This window comes from Serratia sp. JKS000199 (genome assembly GCF_900215455.1).
Lineage (GTDB): Bacteria > Pseudomonadota > Gammaproteobacteria > Enterobacterales > Enterobacteriaceae > Serratia > Serratia ureilytica.
In genome coordinates this window covers 196,069-218,046 of sequence record NZ_LT907843.1, presented here as the reverse complement: position 1 = coordinate 218,046, position 21,978 = coordinate 196,069, and the positions used below count along the sequence as shown (strand labels likewise).

20 protein-coding genes are annotated in these 21,978 nt (G+C 60.9%); 4 read left to right on the top strand and 16 right to left on the bottom strand.

Features of this window, described 5'->3' with window-relative positions; genetic code table 11:
• Window positions 1-167: 167 nt before the first annotated feature.
• The 5 genes from proA to gpt form a co-directional block, all read right to left on the bottom strand.
• Window positions 168-1,421 carry a glutamate-5-semialdehyde dehydrogenase gene (gene proA / locus CPH57_RS01070; protein ID WP_015376739.1) on the bottom strand — a complete coding sequence of 418 codons (1,254 nt, stop codon included), beginning with the start codon at window positions 1,419-1,421 and terminating at the stop codon, window positions 168-170.
• Between the two features lie 9 nt (window positions 1,422-1,430).
• Window positions 1,431-2,534, bottom strand: a complete 1,104-nt coding sequence (gene proB / locus CPH57_RS01065) for a glutamate 5-kinase (RefSeq protein ID WP_033651028.1) — start codon at window positions 2,532-2,534, stop codon at window positions 1,431-1,433.
• A gap of 116 nt (window positions 2,535-2,650) precedes the next feature.
• Window positions 2,651-3,052 (bottom strand): sigma factor-binding protein Crl, encoded by a 402-nt coding sequence (gene crl, locus CPH57_RS01060; RefSeq protein WP_096241920.1) that lies wholly within the window; start codon window positions 3,050-3,052, stop codon window positions 2,651-2,653.
• Window positions 3,053-3,112: 60 nt separating this feature from the next.
• Window positions 3,113-4,360, bottom strand: a complete 1,248-nt coding sequence (frsA, locus tag CPH57_RS01055; RefSeq protein WP_096241919.1) for an esterase FrsA — start codon at window positions 4,358-4,360, stop codon at window positions 3,113-3,115.
• A 303-nt stretch (window positions 4,361-4,663) separates the two neighbouring features.
• A complete protein-coding gene (gene gpt, locus CPH57_RS01050) occupies window positions 4,664-5,122 on the bottom strand; it encodes a xanthine phosphoribosyltransferase (RefSeq protein WP_025301674.1) in 459 nt (152 codons plus the stop codon).
• A 338-nt stretch (window positions 5,123-5,460) separates the two neighbouring features.
• Here gpt and pepD point away from each other — a divergent pair, with 338 nt between their 5' ends.
• Window positions 5,461-6,921: a beta-Ala-His dipeptidase gene (gene pepD, locus CPH57_RS01045; RefSeq protein WP_096241918.1), complete on the top strand. Its 1,461-nt coding sequence runs from the start codon at window positions 5,461-5,463 to the stop codon at window positions 6,919-6,921.
• Between the two features lie 41 nt (window positions 6,922-6,962).
• On the opposite strand, the gene dinB is transcribed toward pepD, so the two are convergent.
• Entirely contained in the window at window positions 6,963-8,024 is a 1,062-nt protein-coding gene (dinB, locus tag CPH57_RS01040) for a DNA polymerase IV (protein ID WP_096241917.1), read from the bottom strand.
• A gap of 183 nt (window positions 8,025-8,207) precedes the next feature.
• Here dinB and CPH57_RS01035 point away from each other — a divergent pair, with 183 nt between their 5' ends.
• Entirely contained in the window at window positions 8,208-9,104 is an 897-nt protein-coding gene (locus tag CPH57_RS01035; protein WP_096241916.1) for a glycerophosphodiester phosphodiesterase family protein, read from the top strand.
• A gap of 32 nt (window positions 9,105-9,136) precedes the next feature.
• Here CPH57_RS01035 and nqrM read toward each other — a convergent pair whose 3' ends face one another.
• The 8 genes from nqrM to CPH57_RS00995 are packed head-to-tail and all read right to left on the bottom strand — an operon-like array spanning window position 9,137 to window position 16,246.
• Complete coding sequence (nqrM, locus tag CPH57_RS01030) at window positions 9,137-9,364, bottom strand: (Na+)-NQR maturation NqrM (protein ID WP_016928987.1); 228 nt, start codon at window positions 9,362-9,364, stop codon at window positions 9,137-9,139.
• 7 nt (window positions 9,365-9,371) lie between these two features.
• Complete coding sequence (locus CPH57_RS01025; RefSeq protein WP_047572543.1) at window positions 9,372-10,403, bottom strand: FAD:protein FMN transferase; 1,032 nt, start codon at window positions 10,401-10,403, stop codon at window positions 9,372-9,374.
• Window positions 10,404-11,627: an NADH:ubiquinone reductase (Na(+)-transporting) subunit F gene (gene nqrF / locus CPH57_RS01020; protein ID WP_033634097.1), complete on the bottom strand. Its 1,224-nt coding sequence runs from the start codon at window positions 11,625-11,627 to the stop codon at window positions 10,404-10,406. It abuts the gene before it with no gap.
• 15 nt (window positions 11,628-11,642) lie between these two features.
• Window positions 11,643-12,239, bottom strand: coding sequence for an NADH:ubiquinone reductase (Na(+)-transporting) subunit E (nqrE, locus tag CPH57_RS01015; RefSeq protein WP_004930235.1), 597 nt, complete (start codon window positions 12,237-12,239; stop codon window positions 11,643-11,645).
• Window positions 12,240-12,245: 6 nt separating this feature from the next.
• Entirely contained in the window at window positions 12,246-12,875 is a 630-nt protein-coding gene (locus CPH57_RS01010) for an NADH:ubiquinone reductase (Na(+)-transporting) subunit D (RefSeq protein WP_004930232.1), read from the bottom strand.
• Window positions 12,868-13,662 carry a Na(+)-translocating NADH-quinone reductase subunit C gene (locus CPH57_RS01005; protein WP_096241915.1) on the bottom strand — a complete coding sequence of 265 codons (795 nt, stop codon included), beginning with the start codon at window positions 13,660-13,662 and terminating at the stop codon, window positions 12,868-12,870. The genes CPH57_RS01010 and CPH57_RS01005 overlap by 8 nt, the downstream gene beginning before the upstream one ends.
• Entirely contained in the window at window positions 13,652-14,893 is a 1,242-nt protein-coding gene (locus tag CPH57_RS01000; RefSeq protein ID WP_016928991.1) for an NADH:ubiquinone reductase (Na(+)-transporting) subunit B, read from the bottom strand. The genes CPH57_RS01005 and CPH57_RS01000 overlap by 11 nt, the downstream gene beginning before the upstream one ends.
• Before the next feature lie 3 nt (window positions 14,894-14,896).
• Window positions 14,897-16,246, bottom strand: coding sequence for a Na(+)-translocating NADH-quinone reductase subunit A (locus CPH57_RS00995; protein WP_033641974.1), 1,350 nt, complete (start codon window positions 16,244-16,246; stop codon window positions 14,897-14,899).
• Between the two features lie 552 nt (window positions 16,247-16,798).
• On the opposite strand from CPH57_RS00995, the gene dpaA reads away from it, so the two are divergent.
• Window positions 16,799-17,566, top strand: coding sequence for a peptidoglycan meso-diaminopimelic acid protein amidase (dpaA, locus tag CPH57_RS00990; RefSeq protein ID WP_033641973.1), 768 nt, complete (start codon window positions 16,799-16,801; stop codon window positions 17,564-17,566).
• Here the strand turns inward: dpaA and CPH57_RS00985 are convergent.
• Window positions 17,501-18,304, bottom strand: a complete 804-nt coding sequence (locus CPH57_RS00985) for a class II glutamine amidotransferase (RefSeq protein ID WP_019454310.1) — start codon at window positions 18,302-18,304, stop codon at window positions 17,501-17,503. The two genes, dpaA and CPH57_RS00985, sit on opposite strands and share 66 nt — an antisense overlap.
• A gap of 103 nt (window positions 18,305-18,407) precedes the next feature.
• Entirely contained in the window at window positions 18,408-18,989 is a 582-nt protein-coding gene (gene lpcA, locus CPH57_RS00980; protein WP_004930220.1) for a D-sedoheptulose 7-phosphate isomerase, read from the bottom strand.
• 246 nt (window positions 18,990-19,235) lie between these two features.
• Here lpcA and fadE point away from each other — a divergent pair, with 246 nt between their 5' ends.
• On the top strand, window positions 19,236-21,692 hold the full coding sequence (fadE, locus tag CPH57_RS00975; RefSeq protein WP_060659917.1) for an acyl-CoA dehydrogenase FadE: 2,457 nt from the start codon (window positions 19,236-19,238) through the stop codon (window positions 21,690-21,692).
• The last annotated feature ends 286 nt before the right edge of the window (window positions 21,693-21,978 follow it).

Sequence of the window (21,978 nt, the reverse complement as noted above, 5' to 3'; positions counted from 1 at the left end):
CCGGAAGTGCGTTGAACAAGGTAGACCTGCGCGCGAAATGAGTCAATAGCCCGCCGGGGCGTTTGGTTGTTTTGCAAGCAACCAGACTGTCGTGCAGTCCCCCTTTTCCAAAAACAATCAGGCCGCAGCATGGTGCGCCCTGACCTCTTTATGACCGCAATGCGGCCTTAGCTGCGCACCAGATCGTCGCCGTAGCCAATCCACTTGTAGGTGGTCAGCGCGTCCAGGCCCATCGGGCCGCGGGCGTGCAGTTTCTGGGTGCTCACCGCCACTTCCGCGCCCAGGCCGAACTGGCCGCCGTCGGTGAAGCGGGTGCTGGCGTTGACGTACACCGCCGAGGAGTCCACCGCGCGCACGAAGTGCTCGGCGCTGCTCAGCGAGCGGGTGAGGATCGCGTCGGAGTGGTTGGTGCCGTGAGTGCGGATGTGGTCGATGGCCTGATCGATATCGTCCACCAGCAATACGTTCAGATCCAGCGACAGCCATTCGTCGTCGTAATCCTCCGCGTTCACCGGCACCACCGTCGCAGGGCCGCCCTGCAGCAGCGGCAGCGCGTTTTCCGCCGCGTGCAGCGTCACGCCCGCCGCCGCCATTTTGGCGCTCAGCGCCGGCAGGAACTCGGCGGCGATGCTGCGGTTCACCAGCAGCGTCTCCAGCGAGTTACAGGCGCTTGGGCGCTGGATCTTGGCGTTTTCAATCACCGTCAGCGCCTTGTCGAAGTCGACATCGGCATCCACGTAGGTGTGGCACACGCCGATGCCGCCGGTGATCACCGGGATGGTCGATTGCTCGCGGCACAGCTTGTGCAGGCCGGCGCCGCCGCGCGGGATCAGCATGTCGACGTAGCGATCCAGGCGCAGCAGTTCGTTCACCAGCGCGCGATCCGGGCTGTCGATCGCCTGCACCGCCGCCGCCGGCAGGCCGCACTGTTCCAGCGCCTGCTGGATCACTTTCACCGTCGCCTGGTTGGTATTATGCGTCTCTTTACCGCCGCGCAGGATCACCGCGTTGCCGGTTTTCAGGCACAGGCTGGCGACGTCGATGGTGACGTTCGGCCGCGCCTCGTAAATCACGCCGATCACGCCGAGCGGCACCCGCCGGCGCTCCAGCTTCAGCCCGCTGTCCAGCAGGTTGCCGTCCAGCACGTGGCCGACCGGATCGTTCAGGCGGCACACCTGGCGCACGTCGTTGGCGATCGCCGCCAGCCGCGCCGGGGTCAGCAACAGGCGATCGAGCAGCGCTTCGCTCATACCGGTGGCGCGCGCCTGCGCCATGTCTTGTTCGTTCGCCAGCAGGATCGCTTCACTGTTGGCTTCCAACCTGTCGGCCATCACCGACAGCACCTGATTCTTCTTCGCCGTGCTCAGCACCGCCAGCTGCCAGGAGGCCTGCTTGGCGGCCTTCCCCATCTGCTCCAGCATGCTCACTCCTTAACTGACAATCATATCGTCGCGGTGCACTGCCACCGGACCGTATTCATAACCGAGGATTTCGCTGATTTCCTGCGAGTGGTGCCCGGCGATCATACGCATCGCGTCGCTGTTGTAGCGGCTGACGCCGTGCGCCAGATCGCGCCCCGCCTGGTTGCGGATGCGGATCACTTCGCCGCGCGAGAAGTCGCCCTTCACTTCACGGATACCTTTCGGCAGCAGCGAGCTGCCGCGCGCCATCATCGCTTCCACCGCACCGTCGTCGACGGTGATCTCACCGGCCGGCGGCGCGCCGAAGATCCAGCGCTTGCGGTTTTCCAGCGGGGTTTCCAGCGCGTGGAAACGGGTGCCCACCGGTTTGCCTTCAATCACGTCCGCCACCACGCCCGGCTTGCTGCCCGCGGCGATCACCACGTCGATGCCGGCGCGGCAGGCCACGTCGGCCGCCTGCAGCTTGGTGCCCATGCCGCCGGTGCCCAGACCGGAGACGCTGTCGCCGGCGATGGCGCGCAGCGCGTCGTCGATGCCGTGCACTTCACGGATCAGTTCGGCCTGCGGGTTGTTGCGCGGATCGGCGGTGTAGAGGCCCTGCTGATCGGTCAGCAGCAGCAGTTTGTCGGCGCCGGCCAAAATGGCCGCCAGCGCCGACAGGTTATCGTTGTCGCCCACCTTGATTTCGGCGGTGGCGACGGCGTCGTTCTCATTGATTACCGGCACGATGCGGTTGTCCAGCAGTGCCGTCATAGTGTCGCGCGCGTTGAGGAAGCGCTCGCGGTCTTCCAGATCGGCGCGCGTCAGCAGCATCTGCCCGACGTGGATGCCGTAAATGGAGAACAGTTGTTCCCACAGCTGGATCAGCCGGCTCTGCCCCACCGCCGCCAGCAGCTGCTTGGAGGCGATGGTGGCGGGCAGCTCGGGATAGCCCAGGTGCTCGCGCCCGGCGGCGATGGCGCCGGAGGTGACGATGACGATGCGGTGGCCCGCGGCGTGTTGCTGCGCGCACTGGCGCACCAATTCGACGATGTGGGCGCGGTTCAGACGCAGCGATCCGCCGGTCAACACGCTGGTGCCCAATTTCACAACCAATGTCTGGCTGCCGTTCATAGTATTTCTGCCGTGTGTAATGATGAGAAGAAGAGTGCAAAGGTCTTTGTAACAGGAGAGACGCGTTATGCCAACAGGCACAACGCGAAATCAGCACAATACGTGGTCAAACGGGGTCAGGCGGAGAGTTTGATCAGTTTTTCTTTGAAATCATCGGCGGGTTCCAGCCCCAGTTCCATGGTCGCCAGCAGTTCGCCCAGGCGGCGATGGAAGTCGCGCAAGGTGTCTTCCAGTTTGGCGTTCACTTCATCATCCTTAATGTGTTGCGTCGTCCAGTTGCCTTCCTTGTCGAACAGGCCGAATTGGTACGAATAGGTGAAGCGCGCCTCTTCCGCCTGCAGCTCCATCCACCAGCCCCAGAACTCACGCTTCTCCGGAGCGGGCTTCACATTGACGCAGACGGCCAAACAATCAAAGAAAAACCGGTCGTTCTCACATTGCCCTTCACGCAGGTACGGCCCCAAGCTGGCAAAACGTTTCATTAGTCGGCTTTTAGGGTGACCACTCGGTAACGTCATTCTCTAACCTCCTCAATGTAGACCACTCTTTTTAACAAATTGTTAAAATTTAGCAACTAATTAACGCATTTTATCCTTCAGCCAACCGGACATCTGCAGCAACGCCCGGTGGAAGCTGTCGTAAACCGGGGTGCGCGGGATGGCGATCAGCTTGCCGCTCACCGAAGAGGTGACGATCAGCTGCGACTCTTCTTTCGGGCTGAGCGTATCGCGCTCCCAGTAGCCGGAGATCATCGGCGTCGGGCAACGGCGCCCCAGCAACCCCTGCATTTTCAGCGAGTAGCTGTTCAGCTCCACTTTCAGCACGTTGTCTGAGGCATTGGCCATGCCCATGCGGCTGGCCAGCACGTCCATATACATGTCCGGCACGTTCAGCTGGGTGCTGCTGTCGCACAGCAGGCGATGCACCACCGGCCCCAGGCAGGCCACGCCGCGCAGCCGCTGCGGCTCCAGATAGGCCAATCGCACCGCCACGTTGGCGCCGAAACGGAAGCCGAAGGCGCTCACCCGCTGATGATCCACCCACGGCACCGAGGCCAGCTGGATCAGCACCTGTTGGTGCAGGTAGCTGGAGTCCTGCGTCAGCTTCCACTTGCAGGAGGAGCCGATCGACGGCATGTCGAGCGTCAGCATGGCGATGCCGTGCGGCGCCAGGTAGTCGCGGAACAGACGGTGATAGTCGGTCTGCAGCGTATCGAGGCTGCCGCACATCAGCACCGTCGGGAACGGCGCTTCGCCCTTCTCGGGCATGTGCAGGAAACCGGTGACACAGCCGCCGCCTTCGATGCGGAACTCCAGCTCTTTCAGCTGATACGGCAACAGCAGCGCCGCCTCTTCGTAAGCGCGGTTGGCGAGCATCTCCGCCTGTTCGGCCAATTCGTCGCCCTTCAGGTGCGGGTAACCGGCGATGCTGTACAGGCTCGCGGCCTTCAGCCAGTATTCGCCGCCGAGCAGCGGATCCTGCTGCTCCGTCGCCCGCTGCTGCCACTGCATGCCCTGATGGATCCACTCGTAGATCCAGTTGCCATTGCGGTAGCCCACCACGGTATCCAGCCGCTGCGGATTGCTGCGCTCGGCGTCCGAGGCGGCGATACGCGCCAGCACTTCGTGGATTTCGATCGGGCTGACGCCGCGCCAGGCCCACAGCAGCGGGTTCAGCATGCGATACCAGCTGCCGGTAGTGTCGCCTTCCAATGCGGAATGCATGGCGGCGCTCACTTTGTTGCGCGCGCGCAGCACCAGCGTCGAGGTTTCAGGGTGTTTGAATTTGGGCTTGAAAAGAATTTCAGAAAGGTTGGCCTGTGCCATGGTAACAACAGCCTCCGTAAATCTGGCGATAGGCCGCAAAAGGCCTACTTAACTGGAGGTAGTGTACCTAACTCTGGCGGGATAAACCAAGATAACGCAAACGCCCGGCATAACCGGGCGTCAGGCGGCTGACAAAGGAGGAAAAAGCGTGGTTTTTCCTCCTTTGTGGTCAATGGCCGAAAATCAATAAATTGATTTTCCTTATTTTTTATATCTTGCCTTCGGTAAGCCTGATAATGCCATCACGTTTATCATTAAACAAACGCCCGGCATAACCGGGCGTTGGGCTGGAACTGGCTGGACTTAGCGACCGCCGATAGGGGGAACGAAGCTGACGCCCATGTCCCACGGCTGTTCGATCCAGGTATCCTGCGGGATGTCGACTTCGTAGTCGTCCACCAGCGGACGGCCCGCTGGTTTGGCGAAGATGGTGACGAAATGCGCTTTCGGGTACATATCGCGGATCGCTTTCGCGGTGCCGCCCGTATCCACCAGATCGTCCACCACGATGAAGCCTTCACCGTCGCCTTCGGCGCGCTTGAGCACTTTCATTTCGCGTTGGTTGTCATGGTCATAGCTGGAAATGCAGACGGTATCCACATAGCGGATGCCCAGTTCGCGCGCCAGCAGGCCCGCCGGTACCAGACCGCCGCGGCTTACGGCAATGATGCCTGTCCATTTGTCGGCAGGCAGCAGGCGGTGCGCCAGCTTGCGTGCGTGCATTTGCAGCATATCCCAGGTAACAACGTATTTTTCGCTCATAGAATCGTGTCCCAGCCGGCGGTGAAGCGGCTTATTTTATAGTTCAGGGGAAAAAAGGTTGCGCGAGATTATAGAGACTGGCCGCGTTGAATTCCAGCTGTACCGAGGAAAACCTCGTGATTTCCGCCGCGCAGCTTTCCGGTGATTGATGCTGAAAAAACGAACGTTCCCACCGCGAAGCCGTGTGATCAAGCGCTTAAACCGCACAATACGGGGCGCGCACCGCCGGAAATAAAGTGATATTCTCTGATGATCGTGCCACGACGCACAGATGCCCACTCACCTTAACCGCGCGGCACGCCCGTCCTGTCGGAGCCTGCCGTCACAGGAGACTTATAGTGTCTGAATTGTCTCAGCTTTCGCCACAGCCGCTGTGGGATATTTTCGCCAAGATCTGTTCTATCCCACACCCTTCTTATCATGAAGAAGCGCTGGCGCAGCACATCCTCACCTGGGCCAAAGAAAAGAACCTGCACGCCGAGCGCGATCAGGTCGGCAATATTCTGCTGCGCAAACCGGCCACCAAAGGCATGGAAAATCGCAAGCCGGTGGCGCTGCAAGCGCACCTGGACATGGTGCCGCAAAAGAATAACGACACCGTGCACGACTTCGCCAAGGATCCGATCCAGCCTTATATCGCCGGCGAGTGGGTGAAAGCGCGCGGCACCACGCTGGGCGCCGATAACGGCATCGGCATGGCCTCCGCCCTGGCGGTGCTGGCCGACGACAGCGTTGAGCATGGCCCGCTGGAAGTCCTGCTGACCATGACCGAAGAAGCGGGGATGGACGGCGCCTTCGGGCTGCAGCCGAACTGGCTGCAGGCGGACATCCTGATCAATACCGATTCCGAAGAAGAAGGCGAAATCTACATGGGTTGCGCCGGCGGTATCGACTTCATCACCACCCTGCCGCTGCAGCGCGAAGCGGTGCCGGCCGGTTACCAAACCCTGAAGCTGACTCTCAAGGGCCTGAAAGGCGGCCATTCCGGCGCCGAGATCCACGTCGGGCTGGGCAACGCCAACAAACTGCTGGCGCGCTTCCTGTTCGCCCATGCGGAGGCGCTGAACCTGCGCGTGCTGGACCTGAACGGCGGCACCCTGCGCAACGCCATCCCGCGTGAAGCCTCCGCGGTGGTAGCGGTGCCGGCAGAAAAAGCCGACGCGCTGAAAGCGCTGAGCCAAGAGTTCCTGGCCGTGCTGCAGAACGAACTCTCCGCCAAAGAGAAGAACATCACCGTGCTGCTGGAGCCGACCACCAGCGCTTCGCAGGCGCTGAGCGCCGACAGCCAGCAACGCTTCCTGGCGCTGCTGAACGGCACGCCGAACGGCGTGATCCGCATGAGCGACGCGGTCAAAGGCGTAGTGGAAACCTCGCTGAACGTCGGCGTAGTCACCACCAGCGAAAACGAAGCGGAAATCATCTGCCTGATCCGCTCCCTGATCGACAGCGGCAAAGATTACGTTGTCGAGATGCTGGCCGCGCTGGGCCAGCTGGCCGGCGCCAACGTGGCGCCGAAGGGGGGCTACCCGGGCTGGCAGCCGGACGCCGACTCGCCGGTGATGCACCTGGTGCGCGAGCTGTATCAGGAGCTGTTCAACAAGACGCCGAACATCATGGTGATCCACGCCGGTCTGGAATGCGGTCTGTTCAAAAAGCCGTATCCAAACATGGATATGGTATCGATCGGGCCAACCATCACCGGCCCGCACTCGCCGGATGAGCAAGTGCATATCGAAAGCGTCGGTCTGTACTGGAAGCTGCTGACCTCGTTGCTGAAAGCGATCCCTGAGCGCGCGTAATCTGCACGCTTAACGCAAAAAGCCGGCGGTCGCCGGCTTTTTTATTCCCAAGGCAGCGCCAACTGCCGCTCCAGCTGCGGATCGAGCAGCGTCACATGCAACCCCACCAGCCGCACGCCGCGCCCTTCGCGCCGCTCGCGCCACGCCTGTCGCGCCACCTCCAGCAAATCCTGCCGGTTCAACACCGGGAAGACGTGCTCCTGGGTGGTTTGCTGAAAATCCTGAAACTTCAGCTTCACGCCCTGCCGGGCGATGTGCAGATCCGGCTTTACCTTGCGCAGCCGCATCTCCAGCTCGGGATAGAGTTTGTCGATAATCAGCGTTTCGCAGTCTTCCCAGTCGTGAATGTCTTCCGCCAGCGTGCGCTCCACCCCCACCGATTTGCGCAGCCGCTCCGCCGAGATTTCGCGCCGATCGATGCCCTGACACCGTTCCCACAACACCCGGCCAAACTTGCCGAAGCGCTTGAGCAGCTGCGCCAAATCGTATTGCTGCACGTCGGCGCAGGTGATGAGCCCCACTTCCTCCAGCCGTTTGGCGGTCACCTTGCCGACGCCGGGGATCTTGCTGAGCGGCAGCTGCTGCAAAAACGCCGGCACCTGCGCCGGCGTGATCACGTATTGCCCGTTCGGCTTGTTCATCTCGGAGGCGATTTTGGCGAGAAACTTGATCGGCGCGACGCCGGCCGACGCGGTCAGGTTCAGCTCGTCGGCGATCGCCTGACGGATTTCCTGGGCGATCAGCGTCGCCGAACCGTTGCATTGCGGGCTCTCGGTCACGTCGAGATAGGCTTCATCAAGCGACAGCGGCTCGATCAACGGGGTATAGCGGGCGAAGATTTCGCGGATGTGCAGCGAAGCCTCTTTATAGGCCGCCATGCGCCCCGGCAGCAGGGTGAGATGCGGACACAGCTTGAGCGCCATCGCCGTGGACATGGCGCTGTGTACGCCATAGCGCCGCGCCGGGTAGTTGGCGGTGCTGATCACCCCGCGCCGATCGGCGCTGCCGCCAATCGCCAGCGGGATATCGCGCAGGCTGGGATCGTCGCGCATTTCCACCGCCGCGAAGAAGCAGTCCATATCGACATGAATGATTTTACGCATCGCACCCTCCAGTAACACTGTATAAGTATACAGTCAGATACCGAAAGCTCAAGGCCACGGAGCTCGAGGAAAGCGGCGTTTCCGCCAGATATTTCCGCGTTGTTAAAAAAGCTTAATTTTTCAATAGTATGATTTCCGCCATCCCGTGCGGCTCTCCACAACGATAACGATAAGGTACCCTACATGATCAGATTTTCTTATTTGCTGCTGGCTTCCGCGCTGTCGCTGAGCGCCCTGGCGGCCAGCGCCGCCGCCGGTCATGCGCCGGCGATCGTCGCCCACCGCGGCGGCACCGCCGATGCGCCGGAGAACACCCGCATCGCTATCGAAACGGCATTGAAAAACGGCGCCGACGCCATTTGGATCACCCTGCAAGAATCCAAAGACGGCGTCATCGTGCTGTATCGCCCCTCGGATCTGAAAGCGTTGACCAACCGGCAGGGCCCGGTCTCTGCCTATACCGCCGCGCAGCTGGCCGAGACCGATGCCGGCTGGGCCTTCGCCAAGGGTGACGCCCACCCGTTCCGCGGCCAGGGCATCGGCATTCCGCGCTTCGACGACGTGCTGAAGGCGTTTCCGCACGTCACCTTTTATCTGGACATCAAATCCCCGGACGCCGATCCGGCGCAGTTTGGCCAGGCGCTGCTGGCGACGTTGCAAAGCACCGACAGCCTGAACCGCACCCGCGTCTACTCTACCGACGCCAAATACCTTCAGGCGCTGCCGCCGGCCATCCCGCGCTTTGAAAGCCGCGACGAAACCCGCACGCTGCTGGCCAACGTCACCATGGCGCACCAGTGCGACGTCAAACCGGACAACCGGCAGCCGCGCTGGTACGGGCTGGAGCTGAAACGCGAGGTGGAGGTGGTAGAGAAATATACCCTCGGCGAAGGGCGTTCGAAGGCATTTCTGACCTGGGATAAAGAGTCGATGGACTGTTTCCGCTCGCAGGGCCCGGCGCACATCATCCTGTTCGGGGTCAACTCGCCGCAGGAATATCAGCAGGCGCTGGCGCTGGGCGCCGACGGCGTGATGGTTAACTCCCCGGCCGAGGCGAAAAGCTTCCGCAAGGCGAAATAAAAAACCCGGCCAAGGCCGGGTTTTCGCTACAGCTACAGAATGCGGTGCTTTTCCAACTGCTCGCGCCGCTGCGCCGCTTTGGCTTCGCGTTTTTTGCGCGCATCGCACGGCTCCGGGCAGTCGCAGACTTTCTCCATGCCCAGCGCGGTGATGCCGCCGCAGCTGCCCTGCAGGCTTTTGCGTTTGAACACATAGCCCAGCGACATGCCGCCGACGATCAGCAGAAACAACACGAAGGTAGCGGCGAATACCGTCAACATAGCAACCTCACGAACGCTTTTTCAGATAGGGCTTGAACGCGTCTGAATAACGCTCCTCAAAGCCGTCGGCGGTTTTCACGATCATGAACACCGGGATGCCGAGCAGGTTGGCCAGCGCCATGCCGCGCTCCGGCCCCATCACGTTCAGGCCGGTGGACAGGCCGTCGGCGGTCATGCAGGTCGGGCTCAGCACAGTGATCGACACCAACCGATGATGGATTGGGCGCCCGGTGACCGGATCGATGGTGTGCGAATAGCGCATCCCGTCTTGCTCGAAGTAGTTGCGATAGTCACCCGAAGTGGCGATCGACATCTCCCCGGGTTGGATCACCAGCTGCGCCTGCTGCTGCGTACCGGCGGTCGGGCGCTCGATGGCGATGCGCCACGGCTTTTGTTCGCCGTTATGCCCGCGCGTGCGCACCTCGCCGCCGATATCCACCATGTAGTTCTTCACATGCCGGGACTGCAGATATTCCGCCACCACGTCCACGCCATACCCTTTGGCGATCGACGACAGATCGACGTACAGCTCAGGGATGCTTTTCACCAGCGCGCTGCCCTGCACCGACAGTTTGTCGGCGCCGGTCCAGGCGCGACGATGCTCCAGCTCCGCCTCGCTCGGCACTTTGTCCGGCCGCCCTTCCGGGCCGAAGCCCCACAGGTTGACCAGCGGCCCGACGGTCACGTCCAGCGCGCCATCGGTGACGCGGTTGATGCGCAGCGCTTCGCGCACCACTTCGGCGGTGGCTGGCGAAACCGGGAACGGCCGGTCAATGTCGCGGCTGGCGTTGAAGCGGCTCAGCTCGGAATCCGGCCGGTAGGTGGACATCTGATCGTTCACCTGCTCCAGCCGTTTGTCGATCTCCGCCTGCATCTCGCGCGCCGACGGCGTATCTTCGCCGGTCACGTAACGGATCGAATACGAGGTGCCCATGGTTTTACCCGTCAGGTCCACCTGTTCCGGCCCGCAGCCGGTCAGCAGCAGGGTGGCGCTCAGCGCCACGCCCGTCAGCCAGTTCTTCATCGCCAATGCGCGCATTTAGCCACCAAAGTCATCCAGCATGATGTTTTCGTCTTCGACACCCAGATCTTTGAGCATCTTGATCACCGCGGCGTTCATCATCGGCGGCCCGCACATGTAAAACTCGCAGTCCTCCGGCGCCGGGTGGTTCTTCAGGTAGTTCTCCAGCAGAACATTATGGATAAAGCCGGTGTAGCCGGTCCAGTTATCTTCCGGCTGCGGATCCGACAGCGCCACGTGCCAGGTGAAGTTTTCGTTCTCCGCCTGCAGCTGGTTGAAGTCGTCTTCATAGAACATCTCGCGCAGCGAACGCGCACCGTACCAGAAGGTGATCTTGCGTTTCGAGTTCAAACGCTTGAGCTGATCGAAGATGTGCGAACGCATCGGCGCCATGCCCGCGCCGCCGCCGATAAAGATCATTTCGGCGTCGGTGTCCTTGGCGAAGAACTCGCCGAACGGCCCGGAGATGGTCACCTTGTCGCCCGGCTTCAGCGACCAGATATAGGAAGACATGATGCCCGGCGGCACGTCCGGATTGTTCGGCGGCGGCGTGGCAATACGCACGTTGAGCATGATGATGCCCTTCTCTTCCGGGTAGTTGGCCATCGAGTAGGCGCGCACCGTGGTGTCGTTCACCGTCGAACGGTAGCGGAACAGGTTGAACTTGTCCCAGTCGCCGCGATACTCCTGCGGCACGTCGAAGTCGGCGTAACTGATGTCGTGCGCCGGCGCTTCGATCTGGATGAAACCGCCCGCGCGGAACGGCACGTCTTCGCCATCGGGGATCTTCAGCTTCAGCTCTTTGATAAAGGTGGCTTTGTTATCGTTGGAGATAACCTCGCACTCCCATTTCTTCACGCCGAAGATCTCTTCCGGCAGCTCGATCTTCAGGTTCTGCTTCACGTTCACCTGGCACGCCAGGCGGCACCCTTCTTTCGCTTCGCGCTTGTTGATGTGCGAGAGCTCGGTCGGCAGGATATCGCCGCCGCCCTCTTTGATCACCACCCGGCACTGGCCGCAGGAGCCGCCGCCGCCGCAAGCCGAGGAGACGAAGATCCCCTGGCTGGAGAGCACGTTGAGCAGCTTGTCGCCCGCAGGCGCATGGAAGCTTTTATCCAGATCGCCATTGATTTCCACCGCGATGTCGCCGGTGTTCACCAGCTTCGATTTGGCGAACAGGATCAGCAACACCAGCACCATCACGATGGCGGTGAACATCGCTACGCCTAAAATAATTTCCATAAATTCTTCCCGCCTTTACAACTGAACACCGGAGAAGGACATGAAGCCCAGCGCCATCAGTCCGGTGGTGATAAAGGTAATGCCCAGACCGCGCAGCCCTGCCGGCACGTTGGCATACTTGAGTTTTTCGCGGATCCCCGCCATGGCGACGATCGCCAGCATCCAGCCGGTGCCGGAACCAAAGCCGTACACCACCGATTCGGCGAAGTTGTAGTCGCGCTGCACCATGAAGGACACGCCACCGAAGATGGCGCAGTTCACGGTGATGAGCGGCAGGAAGATGCCGAGCGCGTTATACAGCGACGGGAAGAAGCGATCGAGGATCATCTCCAATATCTGCACCAGCGCTGCGATCACGCCGATGAAGGTGATGAAGTTGAGGAAGCTCAGATCGACGCCTTCCACCAGCGCGCCGTCGCGCAGGATCAGGTTGTAGACCAGGTTATTCACCGGCACCGAAATGCCGAGCACGATGGTCACCGCGATGCCCAGGCCAAAGGCGGTCGACACCTTCTTCGACACCGCCAGGAAAGTACACATCCCGAGGAAGAACGCCAGCGCCATGTTCTCGACGAACACCGCGCGCACAAACAGGCTGATATAGTGTTCCATCGGCCTTTACTCCTTTTCGATCTGCGCCGGCTTCAGGGTGCGCAGCACCCAGATCAGCAGGCCGATGATGAAGAACGCGCTCGGCGCCAGCAGGAACAGGCCGTTCGGCTGATACCAGCCGCCGTTCTGCACCGTTTCCAGCACCGGAACGCCGAACAGCTTGCCGGAGCCAATCAGCTCGCGCAGGAAACCGACCAGCACCAGGATCACCCCGTAACCCAGCCCGTTGCCGATGCCGTCCATAAAGCTCTCGATCGGCGGCGACTTCATGGCGTAGGCCTCGGCGCGCCCCATCACGATGCAGTTGGTGATGATAAGGCCGACGAACACCGACAGCTGCTTGGAGATCTCGAACGCATAGGCGCGCAACAGCTGATCGACCACGATCACCAGCGAGGCGATGATCGCCATCTGCACGATGATGCGCACGCTGTTGGGAATATGATGACGGATCAGCGAGATGAAGAAGCTGGAGAACGCGGTCACCAGCGTCACCGCAATGGTCATCACCACCGCCGTCTCCAGCTTGGTGGTCACCGCCAGCGCCGAACAGACGCCCAGCACCTGCAGGGCGATCGGGTTATTGTCGAACAGCGGCCCCAGCAGGACCCGCTTTATCTCTTTGGAATCAGCCATTTTTCAACGCTCCTTCACGAACTTTTTTCAGGAACGGGCCGAAGCCGTGCTCGCCCAACCAGAAATCAAACGTATGCTGCACGCCGTTGGAGGTCAGCGTGGCGCCGGACAGGCCATCCACCCCGTGTACGTCCCCCTGACGCGCGCCGCCTTTCACCACGCGGATCGCCGGCTGGCCGTTGTCGTCGAACAGCTGCTTGCCGACCCACTGCTGGCGCCAGGACGGGTTCTCGACCTCACCGCCCAGCCCCGGCGTTTCCCCCTGGTCGTAGTAGGTGATGCCCTTGACCGTGTTGCCGTCGTTATCCAATGCCACGAAGGCGTACATCATCGACCACAGACCGGTGCCGTATACCGGCAACACAATCTTGTTCACCTGGCCGCTTTCATCGCGCACCAGGTAGATTTGCGCCTGGTTGCTGCGGCGCTTGATGCCGGCCGGATCGTCGCCCGCGGGCAACGCCACGCTTTTGGCGTCGTCGCGCAGCGCGGCGCCCAGATCGAACGCCGCCGCCTTGCCGGCGACAAATTCGCCGCTGTTCAGATCCACCAGGCGCGGTTCGATGCGCTCGCTGTACAGGCGCTTGACCTGCTCGCTCTCCATTTTCGGCTGCAACAGGCCGGCTACGTCGAGAATATTGCGCTGCTTGTCGAGCAGCTTTTGCTCCTGCTGTTTGGACTTCAGGCCGACGGCGGAGCCCGCCACCACCACTGAACACACCAGACACAGCAGTAGCACTACCAGCAGCGTTTTACCGATGCCGTCGTTTTTCGCTTCATTCGCCACGGGCTTTTCTCCGCTTGATGTTGGCCTGCACCACCAGGTAATCGAACAGCGGCGCGAACAGGTTGGCGAACAGGATCGCCAGCATCATGCCTTCCGGATAGGCGGGGTTGACCACCCGGATCAGCACGCACATCACGCCGATCAGAATGCCGTACCACCATTTCCCCTTGTTGGTGAAGGAGGCGGAAACCGGGTCGGTCGCCATAAAGATCATGCCGAAGGCGAAGCCGCCCAGCACCAGATGCCAGTACCACGGCATGGCAAACATCGGATTGGTGTCCGAACCGATGGCGTTGAACAACAGGGCGGAAGCCACCATGCCGAGCATCACGCCGGCGACGATGCGCCAGGAGGCCACGCGGCCGAACAGGATAATCGCCCCGCCGATCAGGATCATCAGCGTGGAGACTTCACCGATGGAGCCGGGAATGTTGCCGAGGAAGGCGTCCAGCCAACTGATGGACTGGCCGGTGGCCACGTTGCTCAGGCTGTGCGCCCCGCCTGCGCTCCACTGCGCCAGCGGCGTCGCGCCGGAGAAACCGTCCGCGGAGGTCCACACCAAGTCACCGGAGATCTGCGCCGGATAGGCGAAGAACAGGAAGGCGCGGCCGGCCAGCGCCGGGTTGAGGAAGTTGCGCCCGGTGCCGCCGAAGATCTCTTTGGCCACCACCACGCCGAAGGTGATGCCCAGCGCGGCCTGCCACAGCGGCAGGGTCGGCGGCACGATCAGCGCGAACAGGATAGAAGTGACGAAGAAGCCTTCGTTGACCTCATGCTTGCGGATAATGGCGAACAGCACTTCCCAGAAGCCGCCGACGACGAACACCACGGCGTAGATCGGCAGGAAGTAACAGGCGCCCAGCACCATCTTGCTGACCCAGCCGGCGTCGGCCGCCAGCGAGGCGCCGAGCCACTGCGCCAGGCGATAATGCCAGTCGCCCGCCAGCACCTGTTGCAGCGCGTCGCCGCTGTACAGATGGTGCAGCGCCGGGATCGCCTGCTGGCCGACGTTGTACATGCCCCAGAACATCGCCGGGAACACCGCCAGCCACACCAGGATCATCATGCGTTTCAAATCGATGGCGTCGCGCACGTGCGAAGCGCCGCGCGTCACCGTGCCGGGGGTATAAAACACCGTGGTGGTCGCTTCATACAGCGGGTACCACTTTTCCAGTTTGCCGCCCGGCGTGAAGTGATGCTCTATCTTCTCAAAATAATTCTTCAGGCCCATCGGTTATCCTTCCTGCTCAATCTTGGTCAGCACCTCGCGCAGCACCGGCGCGTACTCATACTTGCCGGGGCAAACGAAGGTGCACAACGCCAGATCTTCCTCGTCCAGCTCCAGGCAGCCCAGCGCCTGCGCACTGTCGCTGTCGCCCGCCAGCAAATCGCGCAGCAGCAGCGTCGGCAAAATATCCAGCGGCATCACCCGCTCATAGTTGCCGATCGGCACCATGGCGCGTTCGCCGCCGTTAGTGGTGGTCGAGAAGGCGAACAGTTTGTTTTTCAGGAAGTGGCCCAGCGTGGTGCGGGTAATGGAGAACTTGTTCGGCGACGGCACGATCCAGCCGAACAGCTCTTTGTCGCGCCCTTCTTCCAGCACCGACACCTGCGAGTGGAAACGGCCCAGCCAGGCGTTCGGCCCGGCGGCCTGCATACCGTTCAGCACCGAACCGGAGATCACCCGGTTCTCGCCCTCTTTCAGGCGGCCGGCGGTCAGCTCATCGAGGCTGGCTCCCAGGCGGGTGCGCAGCAGCGTCGGCTGCGCCACCTGCGGCCCGGCCAGCGCCACGACCCGGCGGGTATCGAGCTTACCGGTGGTGAACAGGGTGCCGATGGCGATCGCGTCCTGGTAACCGATGTGCCAAACGGTTTTCTTCAGGCTGACCGGTTCAAGGAAGTGAATATGGGTGCCCGCCAGCCCGGCGGGATGCGGGCCGGCAAATTCGCTGTAGGCGATCTGCGGGCCGCTCTGCTGGCCAACCGAGGCGCCGGCGGCGTGGCATACGTGCACCTTGCCCGCCGTCAGACGCGCCAAGACCACCAGCCCGGCGTTGAAGGCCGCCTGCTGTTCGGCGATGATCACCTGCGGATCGGCGGCCAACGGTTGGGTATCCATCGCGGTGACGAAAATGGCGCGCGGTTCGCTGCCGGGGCTTGGCGTTTTGCTGAACGGGCGGGTGCGCAGCGCGGTCCACAGGCCGCTGGCGATCAGTTCGCTTTCGACCTGTTCGCGCGGCAGTTGGCTGAGTTCACCCAACGGATAATGCGCAAACTCAAGCTGATCGTCGCCGCCGTTTTCCAGCGCAATCACCACCGATTGCAAGACGCGCCGCTCGCCGCGGTTAATCGCGACGATGCGGCCGCTGGCGGGAGCCGTGAAGAAAACCCCGGGGTTTTTCTTATCTTCGAACAACGCCTGGCCTTTCTTAACGGTATCGCCTTCCTGCACCAGCATGGAGGGACGCATTCCGACATACTCTTCCCCAAGCAGGGCGACATGCTGAATGTTCGGGCCATCTTGGATCGCCTGAACCGGGGCTCCGGCTATCGGCAGATCTAACCCTTTTCTGATCTTAATCATAGGATTTATACGATGTAGTTTGGTTTACACGTCTGACCGGCCCCAGAGGCGGGTGCTGACGATGCCAGGATTGCCGGGCAGTGCGCACAACGGCACGCCCAACATGAACTTTCTCGCAGTGAAAAACTGGGGTAACGCGCATTCCCTTGAATCCCCCTTCCGTTGTTTGCGCGACAGTCGATGTGTTAACGGCATGTAGCCAAATAACCATCAAAACGGCCGGGTTATATGCCATAACTCTTGCCGCTTCAATCGCCACAGCGCGTTAAATTGAAGAGAGAATATTAACATTGTTCGCAACATTGTTCTGCGTTCCGTCGTGACTTGTGTCAAGCAAACGCAATTAAATTTCGCCTGTTTTTCACTACTTATCGTTAAAATCTGCCGGTCATTTCACTTTTATCGAGCTTTGTCGTTTTTTTATACATATCACGTATTGCTAAAAATAAACGCGCTGGTAATCTGGCGGTGTTTTGCAGCAGTAAAAACAATAATCAGTGGCACGCTGGCCAATCTCATTGCGCCGGCAGATAAATATAAGCAGGAATAATAATGAGCAAAATCGCGCTGTTGTTTGCGATGCTTGTTTCTATGCCGATGATCACGGCCTGCAGCGCCAGCGAGCAGGTACCCGAAGCGCCGGTAGTTAAACAGCAATTATTGGGGTCGCCGGTCTATATTCAGATCTTCAAAGAGGAACGCAAGCTGGAATTGTATGCCAAAATGGGCAATGAATTCCGCTTGGTCAATACGTTCCCGATCTGTAATTTCTCCGGCGGGCTGGGTCCTAAACGTCGTGAAGGCGACTTTAAAAGTCCGGAAGGCTTTTATAGCGTTGACGCGCGCCATCTGAAACCCGACAGCAAGTATTATCGGGCGATCAATATCGGTTTCCCTAATGATTACGATAAGTCGCAGGGCTATTCCGGCGCTTATCTGATGATCCACGGCGAATGTAAATCGATCGGCTGTTACGCGATGACCAACACCTATATGGATGAGATCTATCGCTACGTCGAAGCCGCCTTCGCCTATGGCCAAAGCCGCGTCGACATCAGCATCTACCCGTTCCGCATGACCGAACAGAACCTGAAGCGCCATGCGTCATCCAGCTATATCGCCTTCTGGCGCCAGCTGAAGCCGGGCTATGATTACTTCGCGAAGAACCACCAGCCGCCGATGATGACCGTGGACAACGGCCAGTATGTGCTGGGTCAACCGTTGATGAGCAGCGGCCAGATGACGCAGTACGCGTCAACCAGCCCGACGCCCAACACCAATCCCTTCGCTCAGAACAAGCCGCTCACCGAAGTGAAATAACGCGAACTCGCCTGGCTCAATCTTGTGCCAGGTTTCGTTGGCGGTCAGCGGTTGGGTGGCGATCACCGTGACCACATCGTTCGGTGTGGTCTGCTGCTGAAAATCGATCTCCACGTCCTGATCCAGTAGCGTCGCCTTGCCGAACGGCGCGCGGCGCGTGATCCAATACAGGTTGGTGGAGCAATAGGCCATCACGAAGCGCCCGTCCGACAACAGCATGTTGAACACCCCTTTCTTGCGCAGCTGGCTCGCCAACAGGCCGATATAGCGGAACACCGCCGGCCACTGGCTCGGGGTGCGCGGGTATTTCAACGCCAGCTGATGCAGCAGCCAGCAAAACGCGTATTCGCTGTCGGTCTGGCCGACCGGGCGAAACGTGCCGGTATCCAGCTGGCGATAGCCTTTCAATTGGCCGTTGTGCGCGTAGGTCCAGTTGCGGCCCCACAGTTCGCGGGTGAACGGATGGGTGTTTTCCAGCGCCACTTCGCCGCGGTTGGCCTGGCGAATATGGGACACCACCGCGCAAGACTTGATCGGATAGTCCTGCACCAGGCGGGCGATCGGCGAGTTGAAGCTCGGCTGCGGATCCTTGAATGTGCGGCAGCCGTTCCCTTCATAGAAGGTAATGCCCCAGCCATCCTTATGCGGCCCGGTGCGGCCGCCGCGCTGTACCAGGCCGGTAAAGCTGAAGCAGATATCGGTCGGTACGTTTGCGCTCATCCCGAGCAGTTCACACATCGCCAGCACTCCTTAACCACACTGACATACGCTGTGCGGGCGCGGCATGCATGCGGCGCCCGCTGTCTTATTCCTGGGGGAGCCGCAGCCCCCCCGAAGGCTATCAAGCCTTAACCATCTCTTTTTCGATCAGTTGAATCAAGATGTGAATCGCTTTGATGTGGATTTCCTGAATGCGATCGGCGTAGCCGAAGTGCGGCACACGGATTTCCACATCGGCGGAACCCGCCATTTTGCCGCCGTCCTTGCCGGTCAGGGTGATCACTTTCATCCCCTTGGCGCGCGCCGCGTCGATGGCCTTGATGATGTTGCCGGAGTTGCCGGAGGTGGAAATGCCCAGCAGCACGTCGCCTTCGCGGCCCACCGCTTCCACATAGCGGGAGAACACATACTCATAGCCGAAGTCGTTGCTGACGCAGGACAGATGGCTCACGTCCGAGATGGCAATCGCCGGGTAGCCCGGGCGGTTTTCACGGTAGCGGCCGGTCAGCTCTTCGGCGAAGTGCATCGCGTCGCAATGGGAACCGCCGTTGCCGCAGGAGATCACTTTACCGCCGGCTTTGAAGGAGTCCGCCAGCAGCACCGCCGCGCGTTGGATGGCGTCGATGTTGGCGTCGTCATTGATAAATTTCGCCAGGGTATCAGCCGCTTCGTTCAGTTCACTGCGAATAAGGTCGTGGTACATGAGGAACCTCTTGTTATCGTCAAATCTTCCGCTCCGCAGTGTACCGGATCGCGGAAACAGCGAGAAGCATTCTCAGCCAAACAGCGCGCCGGTTAAGGAAGCGGAGAGGTTTTTGATGATTGGTGCTGTCAGTTTGTGACCTGAGTTGTAATTAAACTGTAAACGCATTGATAAAAATTCTGCCTTGTACTAAAACCTATTACATACACACAACAGGTCAGACCTCTTACTACTTCGGAGCTTCTTATGATGGTTCTTAGTATTGTCGTTTTACTGGCTCTCCTCGGCGTGGTGTTCTACCACCGAGTGAACCTTACCCTCAGCAGCCTGATCCTGGTGGCGTACACCGCCGCCATGGGCGCGATCGGCCTGTGGAGCTTCTGGCTGTTGCTGCCGCTGGCGATCGTGCTGCTGCCGCTGAACCTTTCCTCTGTGCGTCGCTCTCTGCTCTCCGCGCCGGCGCTGCGCGCCTTCCGCAAGGTGATGCCGCCGATGTCCACCACCGAGAAGGAAGCGATCGACGCGGGCACCACCTGGTGGGAAGGCGATCTGTTCCGCGGCGCGCCGGACTGGAACAAGCTGCACAGCTACCCGAAACCGCGCCTGACGGAAGAAGAGCAAGCGTTTATCGACGGCCCGGTGGAAGAAGCCTGCCGCATGGCCAACGACTTCCAGATCACCCACGAACTGGCCGATCTGCCGCCTGAACTCTGGGCGTACCTGAAAGAACACCGTTTCTTCGCGATGATCATCAAGAAAGAGTACGGCGGTCTGGAATTCTCACCTTACGCTCAGGCGATGGTGCTGCAAAAACTGGCCGGCGTTTCCGGCATCCTGGCGATCACCGTCGGCGTGCCGAACTCCCTCGGCCCGGGCGAACTGCTGCAGCACTACGGTACCGAAGAACAGAAAAACCACTATCTGCCGGGCCTGGCGCGCGGCGACGAAATTCCTTGCTTCGCGCTGACCAGCCCGGAAGCGGGCTCCGATGCCGGTGCCATTCCAGACGTCGGCACCGTGTGCATGGGCGAATGGCAAGGCAAGCAGGTGCTGGGCATGCGCCTGACCTGGAACAAGCGCTACATCACGCTGGCGCCGGTCGCCACCGTACTGGGTTTAGCATTCAAACTGCATGACCCGAACCGCCTGCTGAGCGACAACGAATCCCCGGGCATCACCTGCGCGCTGATCCCGACCAGCACGCCGGGCGTGGAAATCGGCAACCGCCACTTCCCGCTGAACGTGCCGTTCCAGAACGGCCCGACCCGCGGCACCGACGTGTTCGTGCCGATCGATTACATCATCGGCGGCCCGAAAATGGCCGGCCAGGGCTGGCGCATGCTGGTTGAATGCCTGTCGGTCGGTCGCGGCATCACCCTGCCGTCCAACTCCACCGGCAGCCTGAAATCCATCGCCCTGGCGACCGGCGCCTACGCGCACATTCGTCGTCAGTTCAAGATCTCCATCGGCAAGATGGAAGGGATCGAAGAGCCGTTGGCGCGCATCGCCGGCAACACCTATGTGATGGACGCCGCCGCTTCGCTGATCACCTACGCGCTGGTGCAGGGCGAGAAACCGGCCGTGCTGTCGGCCATCGTCAAATACCACTGTACGCACCGCGGCCAGCAGTCGATCGTTGACGCCATGGACATCGCCGGCGGTAAAGGCATTATGCTGGGCGAATCCAACTTCCTGGCTCGCGCTTATCAGGGCGCACCGATCGCCATCACGGTGGAAGGCGCGAACATCCTGACCCGCACCATGATGATCTTCGGTCAGGGCGCGATCCGCTGCCATCCTTATGTGCTGGATGAAATGGCGGCGGCGCAGAACAACGATCTGAACGCCTTCGATAAATCGCTGTTCGGCCACCTGGGCCACGTCGGCAGCAACAAGGTACGCAGCTTCTGGCTGGGCCTGACCAACGGCCGCACCAGCGCCACGCCGACCAAGGACGCGACCCGTCGTTACTATCAGCAGTTGAACCGCCTGAGCGCCAACCTGGCGTTGCTGTCGGACGTTTCCATGGGCGTGCTGGGCGGCAGCCTGAAGCGCCGCGAGCGCATCTCCGCTCGCCTGGGGGATATCCTCAGCCAGATGTACCTGGCTTCCGCCGTGCTGAAACGCTTTGACGACGAAGGCCGTCAGAAAGAAGATCTGCCGCTGGTGCATTGGGGCGTGCAAGACAGCCTGCATAAAGCCGAACAGGCGCTGGATGATCTGCTGCGCAACTTCCCGAACCGCTTTATCGCCGGCGCGCTGCGCTTCGTGGTCTTCCCGTTCGGCCGCGTGCATACCGCACCGTCCGATCGCCTGGATCATCAGCTGGCCAAGATCCTGCAGGTGCCTTCCGCCACCCGCAGCCGTCTGGGGCGCGGCCAGTACCTGACGCCGAGCGAGCATAACCCAATCGGCCTGCTGGAAGCGGCGCTGGCCGACGTGATGGCCGCCGAGCCGATTCACGAACGTCTGTGCAAGGCCGCCGGCAAAAACCTGCCGTTCACCCGTCTGGATCGTTTGGCGGAACGCGCGCTGGAAGAAGGCAAGATCAGCGCCGACGAAGCGAAGATCCTGGTGAAAGCCGAAGAGAGCCGTCTGCGCTCCATCAACGTGGACGACTTTGCGCCGGATGCGCTGGCGGCCGCCAAGCAGGAAAAGCCGGCGGCGCAGTCTAAGCGCCAACAGCAGACCGAAGCGGCTTAACGCCAATTCCTACTCCACGCATCCAAGGGGCGATCATCATCGCCCCTTTTTCTTTTCTTGCATCACGAACTGCGCACCGCGCCGCAGGTTGGCGCAACGGCGGATTTCACGGGAAGGAAGTTCGGGTAGACTGCGCAGCGGGTGCTCTGGATCTTTCTGTCCGGCGCCTTGGCAAAGGAGAGAAAGAGAAAGGCCCCGAGTCGATATTATCAACCCGAGGCCACTCTGATGCCTAGCAACATCAGGTTAGCCTCTTACCCGCCGCAAGGCAAGGATAGGGAGGTCA

Excerpts from the sequence above, each read along its gene's own strand:
- gpt (WP_025301674.1), bottom strand. The coding sequence starts at position 5,122 with ATGAGCGAAAAATACGTTGTTACCTGGGATATGCTGCAAATGCACGCA.
- CPH57_RS00985 (WP_019454310.1), bottom strand. The coding sequence starts at position 18,304 with ATGTGTGAACTGCTCGGGATGAGCGCAAACGTACCGACCGATATCTGC.
- CPH57_RS01035 (WP_096241916.1), top strand. The coding sequence starts at position 8,208 with ATGATCAGATTTTCTTATTTGCTGCTGGCTTCCGCGCTGTCGCTGAGC.
- frsA (WP_096241919.1), bottom strand. The coding sequence starts at position 4,360 with ATGGCACAGGCCAACCTTTCTGAAATTCTTTTCAAGCCCAAATTCAAA.
- nqrE (WP_004930235.1), bottom strand. The coding sequence starts at position 12,239 with ATGGAACACTATATCAGCCTGTTTGTGCGCGCGGTGTTCGTCGAGAAC.
- proA (WP_015376739.1), bottom strand. The coding sequence starts at position 1,421 with ATGCTGGAGCAGATGGGGAAGGCCGCCAAGCAGGCCTCCTGGCAGCTG.
- CPH57_RS01010 (WP_004930232.1), bottom strand. The coding sequence starts at position 12,875 with ATGGCTGATTCCAAAGAGATAAAGCGGGTCCTGCTGGGGCCGCTGTTC.
- fadE (WP_060659917.1), top strand. The coding sequence starts at position 19,236 with ATGATGGTTCTTAGTATTGTCGTTTTACTGGCTCTCCTCGGCGTGGTG.
- CPH57_RS01025 (WP_047572543.1), bottom strand. The coding sequence starts at position 10,403 with ATGCGCGCATTGGCGATGAAGAACTGGCTGACGGGCGTGGCGCTGAGC.
- dpaA (WP_033641973.1), top strand. The coding sequence starts at position 16,799 with ATGAGCAAAATCGCGCTGTTGTTTGCGATGCTTGTTTCTATGCCGATG.
- crl (WP_096241920.1), bottom strand. The coding sequence starts at position 3,052 with ATGACGTTACCGAGTGGTCACCCTAAAAGCCGACTAATGAAACGTTTT.
- CPH57_RS01000 (WP_016928991.1), bottom strand. The coding sequence starts at position 14,893 with ATGGGCCTGAAGAATTATTTTGAGAAGATAGAGCATCACTTCACGCCG.
- nqrF (WP_033634097.1), bottom strand. The coding sequence starts at position 11,627 with ATGGAAATTATTTTAGGCGTAGCGATGTTCACCGCCATCGTGATGGTG.
- lpcA (WP_004930220.1), bottom strand. The coding sequence starts at position 18,989 with ATGTACCACGACCTTATTCGCAGTGAACTGAACGAAGCGGCTGATACC.
- nqrM (WP_016928987.1), bottom strand. The coding sequence starts at position 9,364 with ATGTTGACGGTATTCGCCGCTACCTTCGTGTTGTTTCTGCTGATCGTC.
- proB (WP_033651028.1), bottom strand. The coding sequence starts at position 2,534 with ATGAACGGCAGCCAGACATTGGTTGTGAAATTGGGCACCAGCGTGTTG.
- CPH57_RS00995 (WP_033641974.1), bottom strand. The coding sequence starts at position 16,246 with ATGATTAAGATCAGAAAAGGGTTAGATCTGCCGATAGCCGGAGCCCCG.
- dinB (WP_096241917.1), bottom strand. The coding sequence starts at position 8,024 with ATGCGTAAAATCATTCATGTCGATATGGACTGCTTCTTCGCGGCGGTG.